At 47.9% G+C, this 16,843-nt stretch carries 16 protein-coding genes and 1 riboswitch; of the genes, 12 read left to right on the top strand and 4 right to left on the bottom strand.

The features are described from left to right. The first annotated feature begins 239 nt into the window (after window positions 1-239). The 3 genes from ACUC6J_RS06675 (at window position 240) to ACUC6J_RS06685 (ending at window position 2,962) form a co-directional block, all read left to right on the top strand. Window positions 240-1,595 (top strand): glucose-6-phosphate isomerase, encoded by a 1,356-nt coding sequence (locus ACUC6J_RS06675; RefSeq protein WP_013369975.1) that lies wholly within the window; start codon window positions 240-242, stop codon window positions 1,593-1,595. Window positions 1,596-1,742: 147 nt separating this feature from the next. Further along, a complete protein-coding gene (locus tag ACUC6J_RS06680) occupies window positions 1,743-2,375 on the top strand; it encodes a YigZ family protein (protein ID WP_013369976.1) in 633 nt (210 codons plus the stop codon). A gap of 5 nt (window positions 2,376-2,380) precedes the next feature. Next, window positions 2,381-2,962 (top strand): TetR/AcrR family transcriptional regulator, encoded by a 582-nt coding sequence (locus tag ACUC6J_RS06685; RefSeq protein WP_016820670.1) that lies wholly within the window; start codon window positions 2,381-2,383, stop codon window positions 2,960-2,962. A 173-nt stretch (window positions 2,963-3,135) separates the two neighbouring features. Here ACUC6J_RS06685 and ACUC6J_RS06690 read toward each other — a convergent pair whose 3' ends face one another. Continuing rightward, window positions 3,136-3,537 carry a secondary thiamine-phosphate synthase enzyme YjbQ gene (locus ACUC6J_RS06690; protein ID WP_031463130.1) on the bottom strand — a complete coding sequence of 134 codons (402 nt, stop codon included), beginning with the start codon at window positions 3,535-3,537 and terminating at the stop codon, window positions 3,136-3,138. 219 nt (window positions 3,538-3,756) lie between these two features. On the opposite strand from ACUC6J_RS06690, the gene ACUC6J_RS06695 reads away from it, so the two are divergent. Together ACUC6J_RS06695 and ACUC6J_RS06700 are read left to right on the top strand one after the other, a co-directional pair. Continuing rightward, window positions 3,757-4,818, top strand: a complete 1,062-nt coding sequence (locus ACUC6J_RS06695; RefSeq protein ID WP_017426561.1) for a sulfate/molybdate ABC transporter ATP-binding protein — start codon at window positions 3,757-3,759, stop codon at window positions 4,816-4,818. A gap of 151 nt (window positions 4,819-4,969) precedes the next feature. Continuing rightward, window positions 4,970-5,740, top strand: coding sequence for an MBL fold metallo-hydrolase (locus ACUC6J_RS06700; protein WP_016820668.1), 771 nt, complete (start codon window positions 4,970-4,972; stop codon window positions 5,738-5,740). A 14-nt stretch (window positions 5,741-5,754) separates the two neighbouring features. Here the strand turns inward: ACUC6J_RS06700 and ACUC6J_RS06705 are convergent, their stop codons facing one another. Next, window positions 5,755-7,263 carry an aminotransferase-like domain-containing protein gene (locus ACUC6J_RS06705; RefSeq protein ID WP_016820667.1) on the bottom strand — a complete coding sequence of 503 codons (1,509 nt, stop codon included), beginning with the start codon at window positions 7,261-7,263 and terminating at the stop codon, window positions 5,755-5,757. A 132-nt stretch (window positions 7,264-7,395) separates the two neighbouring features. On the opposite strand from ACUC6J_RS06705, the gene ACUC6J_RS06710 reads away from it, so the two are divergent. Next, window positions 7,396-8,307 (top strand): DMT family transporter, encoded by a 912-nt coding sequence (locus ACUC6J_RS06710; protein ID WP_447249956.1) that lies wholly within the window; start codon window positions 7,396-7,398, stop codon window positions 8,305-8,307. Between the two features lie 138 nt (window positions 8,308-8,445). On the opposite strand, the gene ACUC6J_RS06715 is transcribed toward ACUC6J_RS06710, so the two are convergent. Together ACUC6J_RS06715 and ACUC6J_RS06720 are read right to left on the bottom strand one after the other, a co-directional pair. Continuing rightward, a complete protein-coding gene (locus tag ACUC6J_RS06715) occupies window positions 8,446-9,246 on the bottom strand; it encodes a Cof-type HAD-IIB family hydrolase (RefSeq protein WP_016820665.1) in 801 nt (266 codons plus the stop codon). 162 nt (window positions 9,247-9,408) lie between these two features. After that, complete coding sequence (locus tag ACUC6J_RS06720; RefSeq protein ID WP_013369984.1) at window positions 9,409-10,410, bottom strand: lipoate--protein ligase; 1,002 nt, start codon at window positions 10,408-10,410, stop codon at window positions 9,409-9,411. A 161-nt stretch (window positions 10,411-10,571) separates the two neighbouring features. Here ACUC6J_RS06720 and cobD point away from each other — a divergent pair, with 161 nt between their 5' ends. From cobD to ACUC6J_RS06750, 6 genes are all read left to right on the top strand, one after another. After that, window positions 10,572-11,675, top strand: coding sequence for a threonine-phosphate decarboxylase CobD (cobD, locus tag ACUC6J_RS06725; protein ID WP_126666668.1), 1,104 nt, complete (start codon window positions 10,572-10,574; stop codon window positions 11,673-11,675). Continuing rightward, window positions 11,665-12,636 carry an adenosylcobinamide-phosphate synthase CbiB gene (gene cbiB / locus ACUC6J_RS06730; RefSeq protein WP_447249957.1) on the top strand — a complete coding sequence of 324 codons (972 nt, stop codon included), beginning with the start codon at window positions 11,665-11,667 and terminating at the stop codon, window positions 12,634-12,636. The genes cobD and cbiB overlap by 11 nt, the downstream gene beginning before the upstream one ends. Before the next feature lie 14 nt (window positions 12,637-12,650). Further along, on the top strand, window positions 12,651-13,403 hold the full coding sequence (locus tag ACUC6J_RS06735; RefSeq protein WP_447249958.1) for a histidine phosphatase family protein: 753 nt from the start codon (window positions 12,651-12,653) through the stop codon (window positions 13,401-13,403). 95 nt (window positions 13,404-13,498) lie between these two features. Next, window positions 13,499-13,714: riboswitch (cobalamin riboswitch) on the top strand. Between the two features lie 209 nt (window positions 13,715-13,923). Next, complete coding sequence (locus ACUC6J_RS06740; protein WP_447249959.1) at window positions 13,924-14,931, top strand: ABC transporter substrate-binding protein; 1,008 nt, start codon at window positions 13,924-13,926, stop codon at window positions 14,929-14,931. Continuing rightward, the gene (locus ACUC6J_RS06745) at window positions 14,928-15,974 is read left to right on the top strand and encodes a FecCD family ABC transporter permease (RefSeq protein ID WP_025364343.1); all 1,047 of its coding nucleotides are present in this window, start codon (window positions 14,928-14,930) and stop codon (window positions 15,972-15,974) included. Before ACUC6J_RS06740 ends, ACUC6J_RS06745 begins: the two co-directional genes overlap by 4 nt. Further along, the gene (locus ACUC6J_RS06750; protein WP_447249960.1) at window positions 15,971-16,807 is read left to right on the top strand and encodes an ABC transporter ATP-binding protein; all 837 of its coding nucleotides are present in this window, start codon (window positions 15,971-15,973) and stop codon (window positions 16,805-16,807) included. The genes ACUC6J_RS06745 and ACUC6J_RS06750 overlap by 4 nt, the downstream gene beginning before the upstream one ends. Window positions 16,808-16,843: the final 36 nt, after the last annotated feature.

The raw sequence follows: 16,843 nt of genomic DNA on the forward strand, positions 1-16,843 counted from the left end.
TTCTTGTTGGAAGTTGCCGTCCGATGCAGATGCGAGTTCGGCTTGAATTGAATATTGAAACAGATTGCTCTCAGTTCATTGTAGCATGGGCATGCTACCCTATCTACAGCAGGGTCTGTCAGGGCACAGGACACACACGTAACGCAAGCTTGTCAGGCTCAGCAAATTAAAGTATCCTATTCCTAAGTCCTTATGTTCGTATTCATGGTCTTAGTAATACCAAACAGGAGGTTCCAAACATGTCTAAAAAAGTTATTTTTGATTACACTAAAGCGCTCTCCTTTGTAGGGCAGCACGAAATTGATTATTTTGCAGAGCCCATCAAGTTGGCTCATGAGCAACTGCACAATCAAACAGGTGTAGGTTCCGATTTCTTGGGTTGGATTGACCTGCCTACCAATTATGATAAAGAAGAATTTGCGCGCATCCAAAAGGCTGCTGCTAAAATTCAAAGCGATTCCGAGGTATTGATTGTAATCGGTATTGGCGGTTCTTACCTTGGAGCACGTGCTGCGATTGAAATGCTGTCGCATTCTTTCTACAATGCGCTGCCTAAAGACCAACGCAAGGGTCCAGCTATCTATTTTGCAGGCAACAACATCAGCTCTACATATGTGAATCATCTGTTGGAACTGATTGAAGGAAAAGACTTCTCTGTGAATGTCATCTCCAAATCAGGTACAACAACCGAGCCAGCTATCGCTTTCCGCGTATTCCGTGCGGCTCTGGAGAAAAAATATGGTAAAGAAGAAGCGCGCAAACGTATTTACGCTACAACGGATAAAGAACGTGGCGCTCTGAAAAAGCTCGCTAACGAGGAAGGCTATGAATCCTTCATTATTCCTGATGATGTGGGTGGCCGTTACTCCGTGCTGACAGCAGTAGGCTTGTTGCCGATTGCTACAGCAGGCATCAACATCGAAGAAATGATGCAAGGTGCAGCAGACGCTTCCAAAGAATACAGCAACCCGAATGTAGCTGAGAACGAGGCTTACCAATATGCAGCCGTTCGTAACGCTTTGTACCGCAAAGGTAAAGCAATTGAAATTCTCGTAAACTATGAGCCGTCTTTGCATTTCGTATCCGAGTGGTGGAAACAGCTGTATGGAGAAAGCGAAGGCAAGGATTATAAAGGTATTTATCCAGCTTCTGTTGACTTCTCGACAGACCTGCACTCTATGGGACAATTTATTCAGGAAGGCAGCCGTAACATTTTCGAAACGGTAATCCAAGTAGAAAATGTACCTAGTCACATCACCATCGAAGCAGATGAGGATGATCTGGATGGACTGAATTTCCTGGCAGGCAAAACAGTGGATTTTGTAAACAAAAAAGCATTCCAAGGTACATTGCTGGCTCACACAGACGGACAAGTACCAAACCTGATTGTAAATATTCCTGACTTGAGCCCTTACTCCTTTGGCTACCTTGCTTATTTCTTCGAAAAGGCTTGCGGTATCAGCGGCTACCTGTTGGGCGTAAATCCGTTCGATCAACCGGGCGTAGAAGCTTACAAAAAGAACATGTTTGCGCTGCTCGGCAAACCGGGCTTCGAAAAAGAAAAAGCTGAGCTTGAAGCGAGATTGTCTGAATAAGGGAACTATAATTTCTAATTCGAAACAGGCTTTCGGTCTGAAGCGTTATAGTGTATAGCATCAATTAAGTACAGGAAAGCAGTTCGCCAGCTGCCAGAAGCGGGGAACTGCTTTCTTGTAAAATGAAGTAAGGAAGGTTATACGTGTATGTTGGAACAATACCGAACCGTACGCGGTGCCGGCAACAAGGAAATTGTAATCCGAAAATCCCGTTTTATCGGCCATATTCAGCCTGTTCAAACTGAGGAAGAAGCAGTTGCTTTTATAGAGCGCATCAAAAAAGAGCATTGGAATGCCACCCATAATTGTTCGGCCTATATGATTGGGGAAAGAGACGAAATCCAAAAGCAATCGGATGACGGAGAACCGAGCGGGACGGCGGGTAAGCCTATTTTGGAGGTCATCCGCAATCAGAAACTGAAAAATGTCGCTATTGTGGTTACCCGTTACTTTGGCGGGATTTTGCTGGGAGCAGGCGGACTGATTCGCGCGTACTCAGATGGTGCTGTTGCAGCTATCGAGGCAGGGGATGCGATTACACGTGTGCTGCATCGTGAAGTTTTTGTGGAATTGGATTATACTTGGTTGGGCAAAGTGGAAAATGAATTACGTAATCGCAGCATCCGTACCGGAGAAACGATGTTTACGGATAAAGTTACCTTAACCTGTCTGCCGCTGGCTGGTGATGCGGAATCCTTCTGCAACTGGATAACCGACTTGACACAGGGACAATCGCTTGTGTCGGAGGGAGAGCAGCTTTACTTTATTGAAGGGGAATAAATAATATGGCTAGAAGAGCAGTAGAACAGGAGTTGTCAAGAGGGCGGATTCTGGAAGCGGCCAGGCACTTGTTTATCACCAAGGGCTACCGTGCGATTTCAATGCGCAGCATTGGCCAGCATCTGGGTTACAGTCATGGTTCGTTATACTATCATTTTAAAGAGAAGGCTGAACTGTTCTACGCCATTGTGATTGAAGATTTCAATACATTGCGTGGGATTCTACTGCAAGCAGCAACAGGCACGCCTGATGATGGCTTGAGCAGATTGGAGTACCTGATGCTGGAATATATCCGTTTTGGCTTGGAAAATCCATATCAGTACGAAATTATGTTCATGATGCACGATGAAGAGCTTTTTGCATACTGTCGGACAGAGCAAAACCGTTGTGTAGAATTATTTGCGTCTATGATTCGCCAGGAATTGAATGGTCAGGGACATTCGGAGGAAGAATGCTCAAGAGTACCGAAAAGTCTGTTTTTATCCATGCATGGCTTTGTGTCATTTTATATTCAGGACGGTTTAACATTTGAAGAGATCAGGCCCGCTGCTTTAGCACATGTAAAGCTGCTGTGCAGACACCTATGAGCGTACCTGCATTCATACGCTTCAGCCATGAACATGTAGGGCGCTTTTTTGGGTGTTTGCACTTCATGACGGTGACTTATCATTACGGTACTTTGCGAAAGCGACTAAGAATTTAACAGACGATGATGTATCCAGGGGGAGAACATCATCGTCTGTTTTTTTGCATGCCTCCGTCAGCCCTTCATAATTTTCACATGGTATTGGCGTCTGCGTGGGCCGTCGAATTCACAAAAATAAAGACCCTGCCATCGTCCAAGCAACAGCTTTCCATCATGAATAATAACTGTTTGTGATGGGCCTGTTGTAATGGATTTTAGGTGGGATGCCGTATTTCCCTCCATATGACGATATTGGGGATGTTCCCAGGGATAAACCTCATCCAGCCTTAAAATGACATCATGTTTGACATCTGGGTCGGCATTTTCATTAATGGCGATGCCGGCTGTCGTGTGGGGACAATAAATTAGAGCTGTTCCTTGCTGCACCCCGCTTTTTTCGATGAGTGCTGCAATCTCACGTGTAATATCACGCATTTCATCTCGCCGTGTAGTGGATAATTCAAAAGTATGCAACATAAATCCATCTCCTTTCTATGTATTACTTTACCCTTTTCATTCTTAAGATAATATATAGAGTTGACGAAAATTACTTTCCTTTGATAAAGTATCACATAAGAAAAACAAAGTAAGTTTATTGGAATAATTGAATGTTTTCAAATGAGGTGCGTGCTTTGCGATAAGCAAGGCTGCTGCTGTTCCTGAACTGGTCCAGAAGCGGAAAGGAAGTGTACGGATATGCATGTGGAAGTAAGAGGATTAAACAAGCATTTCGGTAATTTTCATGCGGTAAAGGACGTATCTTTTGATATTCAGACGGGCCATCTTATTGGTTTGCTCGGTCCAAGCGGCGGAGGGAAAACCTCCATTCTTCGCATTTTGGCGGGGCTGGAGCAACCGGATGCAGGAGAGATCCGCTTTCACGGAAAAAGGGTAAACGAGCTGACACCACAGGAGCGTGGAATCGGATTTGTATTTCAAAACTATGCTTTGTTCAAGCATATGAGCGTGTACGACAATATTGCCTTTGGTTTGAAAGTGAAAAAAAGCTCCAAAGCCCGCATCAAGGAAAGGGTCACTGAGCTGGTCGAACTCACGGGGCTCAAAGGCTTTGAGCATCGTTATCCGCATCAGTTGTCAGGTGGACAGCGACAGCGGGTTGCTTTTGCGCGTGCTTTGGCACCGGAGCCTCAACTACTGCTGCTGGATGAGCCATTTGCGGCTATTGACGCCAAGATTCGTCAGGAGCTGCGCACCTGGTTGCGAGAGTTGATTGAGCGGGTAGGTATTACCTCCATTTTCGTCACCCATGATCAGGACGAGGCGATTGAAGTAGCGGATGAGATTATGGTGATTAATCAAGGACGGCTGGAGCAGAAGGGAACGCCTTGGGATATTTATAAAAAACCGGGGACTCCGTTTGTAGCTTCCTTTATTGGGGAATCCACGGTGATTGAACAGGCGAGTAGTCTCAAGGGCTTTGAGGAAGCTGCCGGAGTGGGAACACGTGCCTTGATTCGTCCGGAGTACATTGATGTCGGACCGAGTGAGGAATTTGCGCTCCTGTCGGCAACCGAGGAAGGCATTGTGAAGCATTTACATTTTCGTGGGAGTGAATGGATGGTTGAAGTCCAGGTCGGGGATCAGCGTCTCATGACATACCGTTCATTGGAAAAGTCTACGCTGGAACCTGGTCAGCAGGTGCGAGTGTTGGTGCATCGGGCCTATCTATATAATGAGGAGTCCAGCTGGATGGTGGAAAACCGACTGAAGGAAGACCCCATGCCTATTATTATTTGAAAATAAAAAGATCACATATAAGGGGGGTGTCTGGCCTGTTTTACGGCTTTGGACATGCTCCTTTTGTCGTTGGTCGCTGGGGTGATTTACGCAGGCTTGATATGTTCGTTATAATAGGAGTAAAAACACCCAGATAGATAGGAGTTAAATCATGAATCGGCTTATTTTTCTTGGCACAGGGGATGCAATGGGGGTTCCGCGTGTATATTGTGATTGTCTCGTGTGCACAGAGGCCCGCACGATAGGAACGAATGTAAGGTTGAGATCGTCTGTGCTGATCGAAAGCGAGACAGAGGATTTTATGATTGATTGTGGCCCCGACTGGCGTAGACAGTTAGAATTGCGCAGTTTGCGTTTTATCCCTACGATCCTCGTGACACATGCACATTTTGATCATATTGGAGGATTGCCAGAATGGGCGGATGCCTGTCGCTGGACCGGTAATAGAGGGCGCTTGTTCGCTCCACAGGAAGTGATCGACACGATCTTGCGTCAATTTTCCTGGCTTCCTGGAAACCTGGATCTTATTCCGGTCGATCAGGGAGTCCAACTTGGCGGATGGAACATCCGGGGATGGCGTGTGAATCACGGGAAGAACGGATATGCTTACGCTTATCGTTTGGAAAAAGACGGCTTCTCATGGGCCTACTGTTCGGATTCGATTGGACTGAATGAGGCGGAAATTTTACCTTTACATAATCTGAATTTACTCGTGCTGGGGACGAGCTTTTACCATGAGGAAGCGGAGTATACCACCCGCTCGGTATATGACATGCTGGAGGCTCAGGAACTTGTAGGAAGACTGAAGCCCGGAAGCACGGTATTTACACATATGTCCCATGATGTGGATATCACACACAACTACGGGCTGCTGGAAGGGATCAGTTTGGCACATACAGGTATGAGTTTGCCGTTAGAATAACGATGGTTTTACCTTTACATCGTTCGACTGATGCGTAGAAGTGTGGAGATCCCTTCTTTAATTTGCAGCTCATTGGCGTAAGAATAGGACAACCGTATATGCGTTTTACCCTCTGCACCGATGGGATCAAATACATTGCCTGGGACAAAGGAAACGGACTCTTGTATACTTTTGGCAAGCAGCTCATTAGGTTGTATCGTAGAAGGTAGTTGGAGCCACAGGTTGAGTCCTCCCGCCGGGCTGGTCCATGTCCAGCCGGAATCGCGGAGACTGGTCTCCATCGTTTCCTTACGAATCTGGAGCGCAATACATAGCTTTTTAATATGCTGCTGCATACGTGGGGATTGAAAGTATTGTAAAAACAGCTTTTGATTCAGCAGCGGCGATCCGTTGTCCACTAGCGCTTTGACGCTCAGTAGACTGTCCATGAGCTGAGGCCTACAGGTTACGGCTGCGATTCGCAGACCGGGTGCGACATATTTGCTGTAGCTGCGAATATAGACGACGCTCCCCGAGATATCATAGGAGAAAATCGGAGAAGGCGGCTTTTGCCCAAAGCTGATATCATAGGTGCTGTCATCCTCGACAATAAGACAGCCGTAGCGCTCGGCCAGTTCGGGCAGACGTTTGCGCTGCTCATCGGGGATCGTAAAGCCGGTCGGATTGTGAAAGGTCGGATTCACATAAAAGAGACGCGGTTTTTCCGTTTTCAGGCACCATTCAATCTGATCCATATCATAACCTTCCGGCCGTATATCAGTTACAGTTAGGCGGGCGCCTTGTCTACGGAATATTTCCATGGCGGGACCATAGACCGGACGTTCGATTAATACACGGTCTCCTGTACGGATCAGAGATCGGGAAACCAAATCGATGGCTTGCTGTGCGCCGGAGGTAATCAGTACTTCGTCCGTTGATACTGCAAAATGCTTATCTGTGCTAAAATGCTGCGCCATGGCATCACGAAGCTCAGCGTCTCCTTGTACAGAAGAATAGGTAGCTGCGATTTTTGGATGCTTTTCAAACACCTGCATCATTAATTCTCTCCAGTATCGGTTAGGCAGGAGAGAGGGATCAATCAGGGCCTTGGAAAATTGGAAGTCTGCGTTCACGGCATGAACCTGGGTGAGTCCATCCAGCCCCCTCCAGACGGAAACAGACGGGTCGTCTGCCATGTAAGTGGATTCCGATTGGAAGATCCGCTTTGTGGATGATCGTTCCGAATAGGCAGTACATATTCCCAATTCTGCTGCATGGGAAGCATGAGCGTAATATCCCGATTTATCTTTTACATAGATGCGTCCTTGTTGCTTTAACTCCTGATATGCCCGGAATACGGTTAACCGATGCACACCCAGCTCCTGAGCCAGACTTCGCACCGACGGCAATTTAACGTCTGCTGGCCAGTCCCCGCGCTCAATCCGCACATTTACGTAATGGACGACCTGCTCATACAGCTTTAAGCTCGGATCGGCCGAGTTATTTTCTGTTGAAAACAATAATTCGCTGTTAACCTTGCCCATGCTGTCCACGCTCCTTTGTGTGTATTGTACTATACAGCACTTCCAAAACGTATACAACTGTTCTGTGGTTGCCCATCTGTTCTGTCTGTCTCCTTGTATGCTTGTGAGTAACAGAAGGGAGAGGGAAGTATCATGATTGGTATCGCCTTTACAGTTATGTGTCTCATTTTTGGCACCACATTTTTGGCTATCAAAGTGGGAGTGGAAGCCGGACTTCCGCCGTTCTTATCGGCAGGAGCACGTTTTATGACAGCAGGGGCGATCTTGTTTATTGCGATGAGGCTGTCGGGAAAGGTTCAGTGGTCGTTATTATGGCGTAAGGAAATGCTGCTGATTGGGACGGGAACGACCTTCGGCACATTCTCAACACTGTATTGGGCAGAGCAATATGTCAGCTCGGGGATCGGCGCTATTTTGTCAGCCACCGGACCGATGATGATTGTGCTGATGCAGTCTGCAATACTGCGGCAAAAAACGACGAGAATTACGCTCATGGGCTGTATGATCAGCTTTCTCGGGGTCGTGCTGGTGGTATTGCCCGGCTTAGCGGTTCAAATCAGCGGCCTGTGGTTGGCAGGTTGCATAGCCATTTTGCTGGGTGAGCTATGCTATTCGGGTGGAGCCCTGTATTCCAAGCGAGTCATGGATGCATTTCGTGATACGAATCCGATTGCCTTAAATGCAGCTCAAATGTTCCATGGTGGTTGGATGCTGCTAGTACTGTCGGCTTTCACTGAGCCTTGGAATTCTGAGGGATGGAATCTGCTGCCTGCCATAGGCTCTCTGTTTTATTTGATCCTGTTTGGCTCCATGATTGCGAAAACACTATTTTACTGGCTTATGGCGCGTACGAATCCATTGTTTCCGACCACATGGCTCTACATTTCACCACCGATTGCTGTAGGCCTGGGTGCTTTTTTATATGGTGAACATGTAAGCTGGTGGATGCTGGCAGGGGTGCTGCTCATTGTGACCGGGTTGATGTGTATGAATAACGGAATTATCCGTTTAGTGAACAGACGCAAAGTACGCTCTGCTGCCTGATATTTCGAAGTTGTTAGAATATGATGTAATATGATAGAAAAAGCCTCCAAACTGCCGTATATTACTAAACATGCGGCGTTTGGAGGCTTTGTTGTTGTAATACTTTATTTAAGTATTATGGGTACAGTCACTTTCTGCTTATTCAACATTGAGTACAAATTTGTCGATGGCATGCTTTACACCGTCTTCGTTATTGCTGCGAGTAATGTAATCAGCCAGCTTTTTTAAATCAGGAATCGCATTCTCCATCGCTATGCCAAGACCGGCACATTCCAGCATTTCATGGTCATTCCAAGAGTCGCCGATCGCAATGGTCTCCGACAGATCACAGCCAAAATGGTTTGCAAGAAAGGCAAGAGCGTGGCCCTTGGTGCCTTCATGATGCATAATTTCCAGGAAATGAGGCTTGGATTTTGTAATATGCACTTCACTGCCAAGCAATTCGCGAAGTTCGGGAATTAATTCGTCCAACACTTCCGGCTCGTCGATAATCAGCAATTTAGGAGCTGGTTGCTCAATAACTTTACTGAACACAGGCTCTACAAAATATTCTGTGTTGTTCAGCTCGGTGTAATCTTTAATTTTTTGATTATCTTCACGAGTGTACAATTTGTCATCTATATACGTTTGCAAATGCAGATTGCGTTCCACGCAGAATTCATACAGACGACGTGCAGCTACGAGTGGAACATAACGCTCATACAGCACGTTTTCGTCCAGCAGGTTTTTAACCAAAGCTCCTTGGTACGTAATGATCGGTACGTTCAACCCCGTCTGGCGTGCAATTTTGTGCGCGGAGGCATAAGCTCGTCCAGTAGCGAGAGTAACCACCACACCTTTAGCTACAGCAGCTTCCAATGCCTGTTGTGTCGCTGGAGTAACTTCTTTCTGGTCATTAATGAGAGTATCATCAATATCAATGGCAATTAATTTATACATATCGGTATTCTCTCCTTTATCTCTATCATGGGGCAATATTAAAATTGTATCTTATAATATTCAAAATGACAATATCGCATTGAAAAAGGGACGACGCCCATAAGAGCCTGTCCCCTTATAACCACTGAAGTATTGGCTTGAAACCATGGAAAAAAGTAACGCTTAGTCTTCCAGAAATACAAGTCCAACAAAGTCGTCCAGCTCAATATTACCAAAGTAATGCTTCAAATCGAGAGAGGATAAGGCTTGACGGACCTCACCTTCATCATAACGCTTGCCACGCAGGATATTTTCAATATCAGCGACATCACCTACACCGAAGAAATCCCCGTAGATTTTAATATCACGGATGTAGCCTTCCTTCAGATCCATGCGGATATCTATAATACCGACCGGGAATTTACGTGTGTGCTTGATATTGCTCTCAGGGGATAGACCATAGTTCCAATCCCACGATTGATAGCGTTCTTTGGAAATTTCATGGATTTTAGCCCAATCCGCATCGGTGAGCTTATATTGAGGCACCTGATCCAATTCTGAGCCAAAGATGGACCGCAGCAGTTCCTCGCGAAATTGTTCTATGGTCATCTCACGGTCCATCAGTTCGCTGATGTTAGCCACGCGGCTACGGACGGATTTTGTGCTTTTGGATTTAAATTTTTCGGGATTGGCATGCAGTGATGCAGCCACATTGTCCAGATTCAGGTTGAACATCAATGTACCATGGCTGAACATACGTCCACGTGTGGCAAATTGAGCATTTCCTGAAATTTTACGTTCTCCGACTTGCAGATCGTTGCGTCCTGTCATTTCGGCTTCTACTCCCATTTGGCGGAGGGCGTCAATCACAGGTTGCGTAAATTTGAGGAAATTATGAAAGGACTCCCCGTTATCCTTGGTAATGAAGCTGAAATTTAAGTTACCGAGATCATGATATACAGCTCCGCCGCCGGACAGGCGACGAACGACTTGAATATTGTTGTCTCTCACAAACTCAGCATTGATTTCTTCAACGGTGTTTTGATGCTTGCCTATAATAATAGAAGGCTGATTAATGTAAAATAGCAGATAGCTGTCGTCCAGCGGTAGATGCTTGAGTGCGTATTCCTCAATAGCAAGATTAATGGCTGGATCGTGTATGCCCTGGTTGTCGATGAACAGCATGTCCATTCCTCCGTATATACAAACTGTGTATTTTATGTGTGCCTCCCCCTATTGTAACCCAAGTGAGCCATGTACAAAAGCTCATTTGCATTGACGGGACGCAAAAAGCAGCCTCATAATGGAGCTAAATGATTGAAAACGGGCGGAAAGGATATGAGGCAATGATAGAGGTTTACGGTCATGGCGGGGACAGGGAAACAGCTGCCGCGACATTTGGCGGAGCTGCGGCGGATTTTGTGGATTTTAGTGCAAATATTAATCCGCTTGGTCCGCCACCGGAGGTGCTTGAGGCACTGCAAAGCTCATTGGACACGGTGATTCGCTATCCTGACCCTGGGCATCGCCACTTTAAAAATATGCTGGCACGGCGGCTGCACGTTCCACCGGAGTCGCTGAGCATCGGTAACGGCGCGGCTGAAAGCATGGCGCTGCTGCTATTGGGCCTGGCTCCCAAGCGTGTGGGCACAGTGGAGCCGTGTTTTTCGGAATATGCCGAGCTGGCTGGCAAATTTGGAGCCGAGATCCACCGGGTATACGGGAAGGCTTCGCTTCAATGGAAGGCAGACGTGGAGGACATCCTTCAGCTCATGGAGCAGGTAGATGTATTGTTCCTTGGGCAACCGAATAATCCGAACGGTGTGCAATATGGTGAGCAGGAGCTATATGAACTGGCAGAGGCGGCTGGCAGAACGGGTACCGTGCTGGTGGTGGATGAGGCCTTTATTGATTTTATCCCACTGGAACGGCAAGTCTCATTATTGCCTGTGCTGGATCGCTATCCTCATGTGATTTTGATCCGATCGATGACCAAATTTTATGCCATTCCTGGCTTGCGATTGGGCTATGCGATTGCTCATCCGGACTATATCCGGCAAATGACGGCCAAACAGGTGACCTGGAGTGTTAATGGATTGGCGTTGCTGGCTGGAGAGGCGTGTCTGAGAAGTGGGCAAGCTTATGAGCGCCGCACACAGGAACTGATTGCGACGGAACGCAGCCGCTTGCTGACTGCTTTGGCGGAATGGGGCTGCGGTGTCGTTCCCGGCGAAGCCAATTATGTGCTAGCAAGGGCGCCGGGAACGTGGAGTTCATCGGCTATTCAGCAGGCGCTTGGACAACGTGGGATTCTTATACGTAGCTGTGCTATGTATCCTGGGCTGTCGGCGAGCCATTTTCGAATTGCAGTCAAGGACGCCGAAGCCAATAATATGCTGCTGTCCGCACTCAGTGAAGTGCTGGAGGAGGAGCAGGGGCGTGATAGTTAGCTTGATCATAATGGCAGCCTATTTGCTGGACAGGCTAATCGGCGATCCGAGATGGTTGCCGCATCCAGTCATCGGGATGGGACATGCCATTTCAGCATTGGAAAAAGCGATTCGTCGTAAGGTCCGCAGTGACCAGGGACTGAAACGTGCGGGCATGCTGCTTCCACTTATTGTGGCAGGAGGCTCCTTTGTGTTTGCCTGGGGGCTGTTGCGTGTACTTGCCTGGATTCACCCATGGTTGTCTGTCGTCGTAGAAATTGTTCTGGTTGCAACCACAATTGCTTCCAAAGGACTAAAGGACGCAGGGATGGCCGTATACCGAGCGTTGCAGGCGAATGACCTGACTGTGGCACGTCGGGAGCTAGGCATGATTGTCGGGAGGGATACGCAGCAGCTTGACGAGCCTGAAATTGTACGCGGTACCGTCGAAACAGTCGCTGAAAATATCGTGGACGCCATTATTTCCCCGCTTTTTTATGCCCTGATCGGAGGAGCCCCCTTGGCACTGGCATATCGTGCCGTAAATACGCTCGACTCAATGGTTGGCTACAAAAATGAAAAGTACCTGCATTTAGGCTGGGCCTCGGCACGTCTGGACGATGTAGCTAACTACATTCCGGCTCGCCTGACAGCAGTTATGCTTGTGATAGCGGCGTGGTTGTATCGGCTGGATGCTGCAAGAAGCTGGCGCACAGTCAAGCAGGATGCGCGTCTGCACCCCAGTCCAAACAGCGGCTTTCCCGAATCAGCGGTGGCAGGTGCCTTGGGGATTCGTCTTGGTGGCTATAACGTGTATCATGGCATACGCTCGTTTCGAGCATATATGGGCGAAGAGATACGACCACTGGAGTCGAAGGATATCCGGCATACCATCGGGCTGATGTTCGCCGTATCCACTATGTTTGTAGGGTTGTGTTTGTTGGGAGCTGCGGGGTGTTTTGCCTTGGTATGGATGCGGTGAGGAGTGACATTATTTTGAAACAAAATACAGAAGGGAAAAGAGTGCGAGAATGTGCACTAAGTCCGAACCCACAACAGGATAGTGAGCCGAATGATGCTAAAGAAGATCTGCAGTGGGACATGGAGCTCGTGCTAGTTCGTCATGGCACAACCTTATGGAATAAGGAACGTCGATATCTGGGACATGCCGATTTGAGTTTGCTGTCTGGAGCAGAGCAGGAATTAAAGCCTTTACGGGAAAAATTACAGGGCCAGTCCTTTGCTCAAATCTATTGCAGTGACTTGATGCGATGTCGCCAGACCTTGCAGATCATTTTGCCGGAGTCAGCATTGACGACTGAACGTTCCCTATCTGCTATGCCTCCTATCATGGAGCCACGTCTGCGAGAACTTCACTTTGGCGAGTGGGATGGAAAAACGTATGACATGCTTAAGGATGTGGCGTTGTATCGCGCTTGGATTGATGAGCCACAGCGAATCACCCCGCCTGGAGGAGAGTCCTGGGTACATTTTGTGAACCGTCTGCGCGAATTCCGTGACTCTCTGTTTGCGTGGCGCATTGCTTTGGAGGTTCAGCCAATAGAGTCGAATGCTGCACCGCCCTCTGTTTTGGTTGTCACGCATGGTGGAGTAATTCGCCAATTGGTTTGTATGCTGATACCAGGTCATGATTTTTGGAGTCTGAATCCAAAACCGGGAGAAGCGATTAGGTTTCAGTTAAGGCTGGCAGGACTGCACAATTGTATAGCAAAATTGCTTTTTCACTAGGGTAGTTGTGGCGAATCAAGCAGCTGTTTGGGTTGTAAGCTAACTCTTTTTAACCTATAATCATCAAGTAAAAGAACGGCTTGACTACACTACATCAAATATCCAGCAGACGAGGTCGGCGCCGTGTGAGGGAACTTGCTTTTCTTCATTGCGCTGTTAAAAGGGAAGTCGGTGTGAGTCCGACGCGGTCCCGCCACTGTAAATGGAAACATGCTCATTAGCCCTGTTACATGTGCCGCCAAGCATGTGAAAGAATATCAGGGCATGCCTCTTCCATAAGTCAGGATACCTGCCCGTCCGCCTGTCACCATAATCCTTCGAGGAAAGGATGACGTGTTCGCAGTGACTGTCCATGCGGAAAGAAGCTGCCCGCCTGCGCACGATCTGTGCTAACGTGACCCCTGTATCCTGATATGAGGATGCGGGGGTTTTTGATAGGAAAAGAAGGCTGGAATGAGGAAAATATCGGATGATGTTCAAGTAACGCTCTTAACGATTTTTGTATGAAGGGGTGCAAATCATGGCAGGCAAAAAAATAAAGGTATGGACAACAGGTCTATTGGCGCTGATATTGGCAGTTGTGCTGAGTGCATGTGGCGCGAATGGAAAAAATGTAGAAAATAAAGAGGGCCAAGCTTCTTCACAGCAGCCGGGACAGACCGTAACCGCACAAGAGCCTCCGGGCAAAACGGTTTACCCGCTAACGGTTAAGGATGCAACAGGACAGGAATTTACATTTAAAAAGGCACCGGACAAGATCGTTTCCGTCTCCCCGGCAGAAACCGAGGCGTTGTTCGCTATCGGATTGGATAAGGAAATTGTTGGTGTATCCGACTACTCTGATTACCCGGAGGCAGCTACGAAAAAGCCTAAAGTGGGCGGTATTATGAAACCGAACGAAGAGGCGATCATTGCTGCGAACCCTGATGTCGTTTTTGCAGGAATTTCACTTAGTGAACAGGCTACGACTAAGCTGCGTGACATGGGAATTATGATTTTTAAAACGGAACCGAAGACCGTTGAAGATGTCATAGCTAACATCGAATTGTATGGGAAAATCACCGATCATCAGAAAGAAGCGAGAGCGGTGACCGACAAGATGAGAGCAGATGTAGCGGAAGTGAAAGAAGGAGTTAAAAATATCGGCAAAGGGCAGAAGCTACGGGTATACGTCGAATTTTCACCAGGCTGGACAGTGGGTAAAGGCGAGTTTATGGACGAACTGATCACATTGACGGGCGGCGAAAACGTGGGTGCCACGCAGAAGGGCTGGTACCAAATCAGTGAGGAAAATATTATAGCTGCCAACCCTGACGTGATTTTATACAGCAAAAGTGTGAAGGATGACAAAACAGGCCAGTCCCTCGGCGATATCATAAAAGCTCGTAGTGGATGGGATCAAATATCGGCTGTTCGTAACAATCGTGTATTTGCCGTGGATGATAATTTGATTAGCCGTCCAGGTCCACGCGTAACAGAAGGACTCAAGGAAGTAGCCAAGGGCGTGTACCCTGAAATTTTCAAATGAATCGTAGACTGATCGGTTTTGGGGGGACTGGTCTTGTCTTGCTGCTGCTGACGCTGCTGCTCTGTCTTGGCATCGGCTCGGTCAGTCTTCCGGTCAGCCAGATCACAGGTATTTTGATCAACCACCTACCGTGGTTAGGTGATACGTTTACACCGGATTGGAATACATCTGCAGAGCAGATTATTTTGAAGGTCAGACTGCCACGGGTGTTACTGGGAATGTTGGTTGGAGCAGCGCTGGCGCTGGCGGGAGCCGGATTTCAGGGTGTGCTGCGTAATCCTTTGGCTGATCCGTATACACTGGGAGTGTCTTCGGGAGCTTCGGTAGGAGCGGCAGTGCTGATTTATTGGGGGCTTCAATTTTCATTTGTGGGTATATGGACCCTTCCGCTAGTCGCATTTATAACCGGCATGCTGACGCTGTGGATGGTGTTGACGTTGGCGCGTGAAGGTGGGAAAATTCCGACCCAAAGCCTCATTTTATCAGGTGTGGTGATGCAATTTTTTGGGGGAGCCATTGTTTCTTTTCTGACAGCCATGTCGAAGGAAACAGTCAATGAAATATTGTACTGGACGTTAGGAAGTCTTAGTCTGCGAGGTTGGTCATATACGGGAATTCTTTTACCTTACGTGATCGTTGGGCTGGTGTTTCTATGGAACCGGGCACGGGTGCTGAATATTCTGGCTTTGGGTGAACGTCAAGCGGCTCATATGGGGGTTCATGTAGATGCGACGAAGCTATCTGTCCTGATCATATCTACCTTGCTGACAGCTGCCGCTGTCTCAGTATGCGGAGTCATTGGCTTTGTCGGACTCGTTGTACCACATATCATTCGTCTGGTGACAGGTCCTGATTACCGGATGATCGTTCCGTTGTCTGCACTGGGTGGAGCTATTTTTATGGCTTGGGCAGATACGGCAGCTCGTACGCTGTTAGCCCCGACGGAAATTCCTTTGGGCGTGATGACAGCCTTTGTGGGAGCACCGTTCTTCGCATATCTCCTGTACCGGAACAAGAAGCTGCGCAGGGGGGATCTGCTGTGACCGAACCAAGTGAATTACTAAAGGTGCGTGCTCGAGCATTAGAGGTAGCGGGCCTGAGCCGTGCTTATGGGGATTTCCATGTGCTAAAGAATGTTAGCTGGAACGTAGACGAAGGAGCTTGGTGGGGGATCATTGGTCCGAATGGGAGTGGTAAATCCACGTTGCTGCATCTGCTTTCTGGTGTAGACCAGCCGACCTCTGGAAGTGTTCATATCTATGGTAAAAAGATCGATAGCTACAGCAGAAAAGAGCTTTCCCGACTTGTAGCCGTACTCCAGCAGGAGGGCATTCCTCCAGTGAGATACACCGTCAGGGAAGTTATAGAAATGGGGCGGTTTCCTCATCAGGACTGGCTAGGCAGGGAAAAGGGAGTTGATGTGGAGGCGATTACGGATCGGGTCCTAGCGCGATTGAGTCTAACTTCACTGGCCGACAGAACATTGGACCGCTTGAGTGGGGGACAGCGACAGCGCGTAGCTTTGGCAAAGGTGATGGTGCAGGAACCACAGGTATTGCTGCTGGACGAACCTACTACCTATCTGGATTTGCGCTATCAGCTTGAATTTATGGAGTTGTTGGCAGAATGGCGCCAAGAAACGGGCGTGACGATCATTGCTGTCCTGCATGATCTTAATTTGGCGGCACAATTTTGCGATAATTTGCTTGTACTTAAGGATGGAATGGTTGAAGGATTGGGTAGTTCATCGGATTTGCTAACAGAGGACCGGATTCGGCGTGTATATGGTGTGGAGCCTGTGATGCTTCCGCATCCCGATAGCGGTGTGCCGCAGCTCTTGCTGCGCAGAAGCGCTGCGTCTACAGCAGATCAATAGGAGATTGTAAACATACTAAAAAGAGCAGGGAGTGGA

Source organism: Paenibacillus sp. JJ1683 (genome assembly GCF_053006485.1).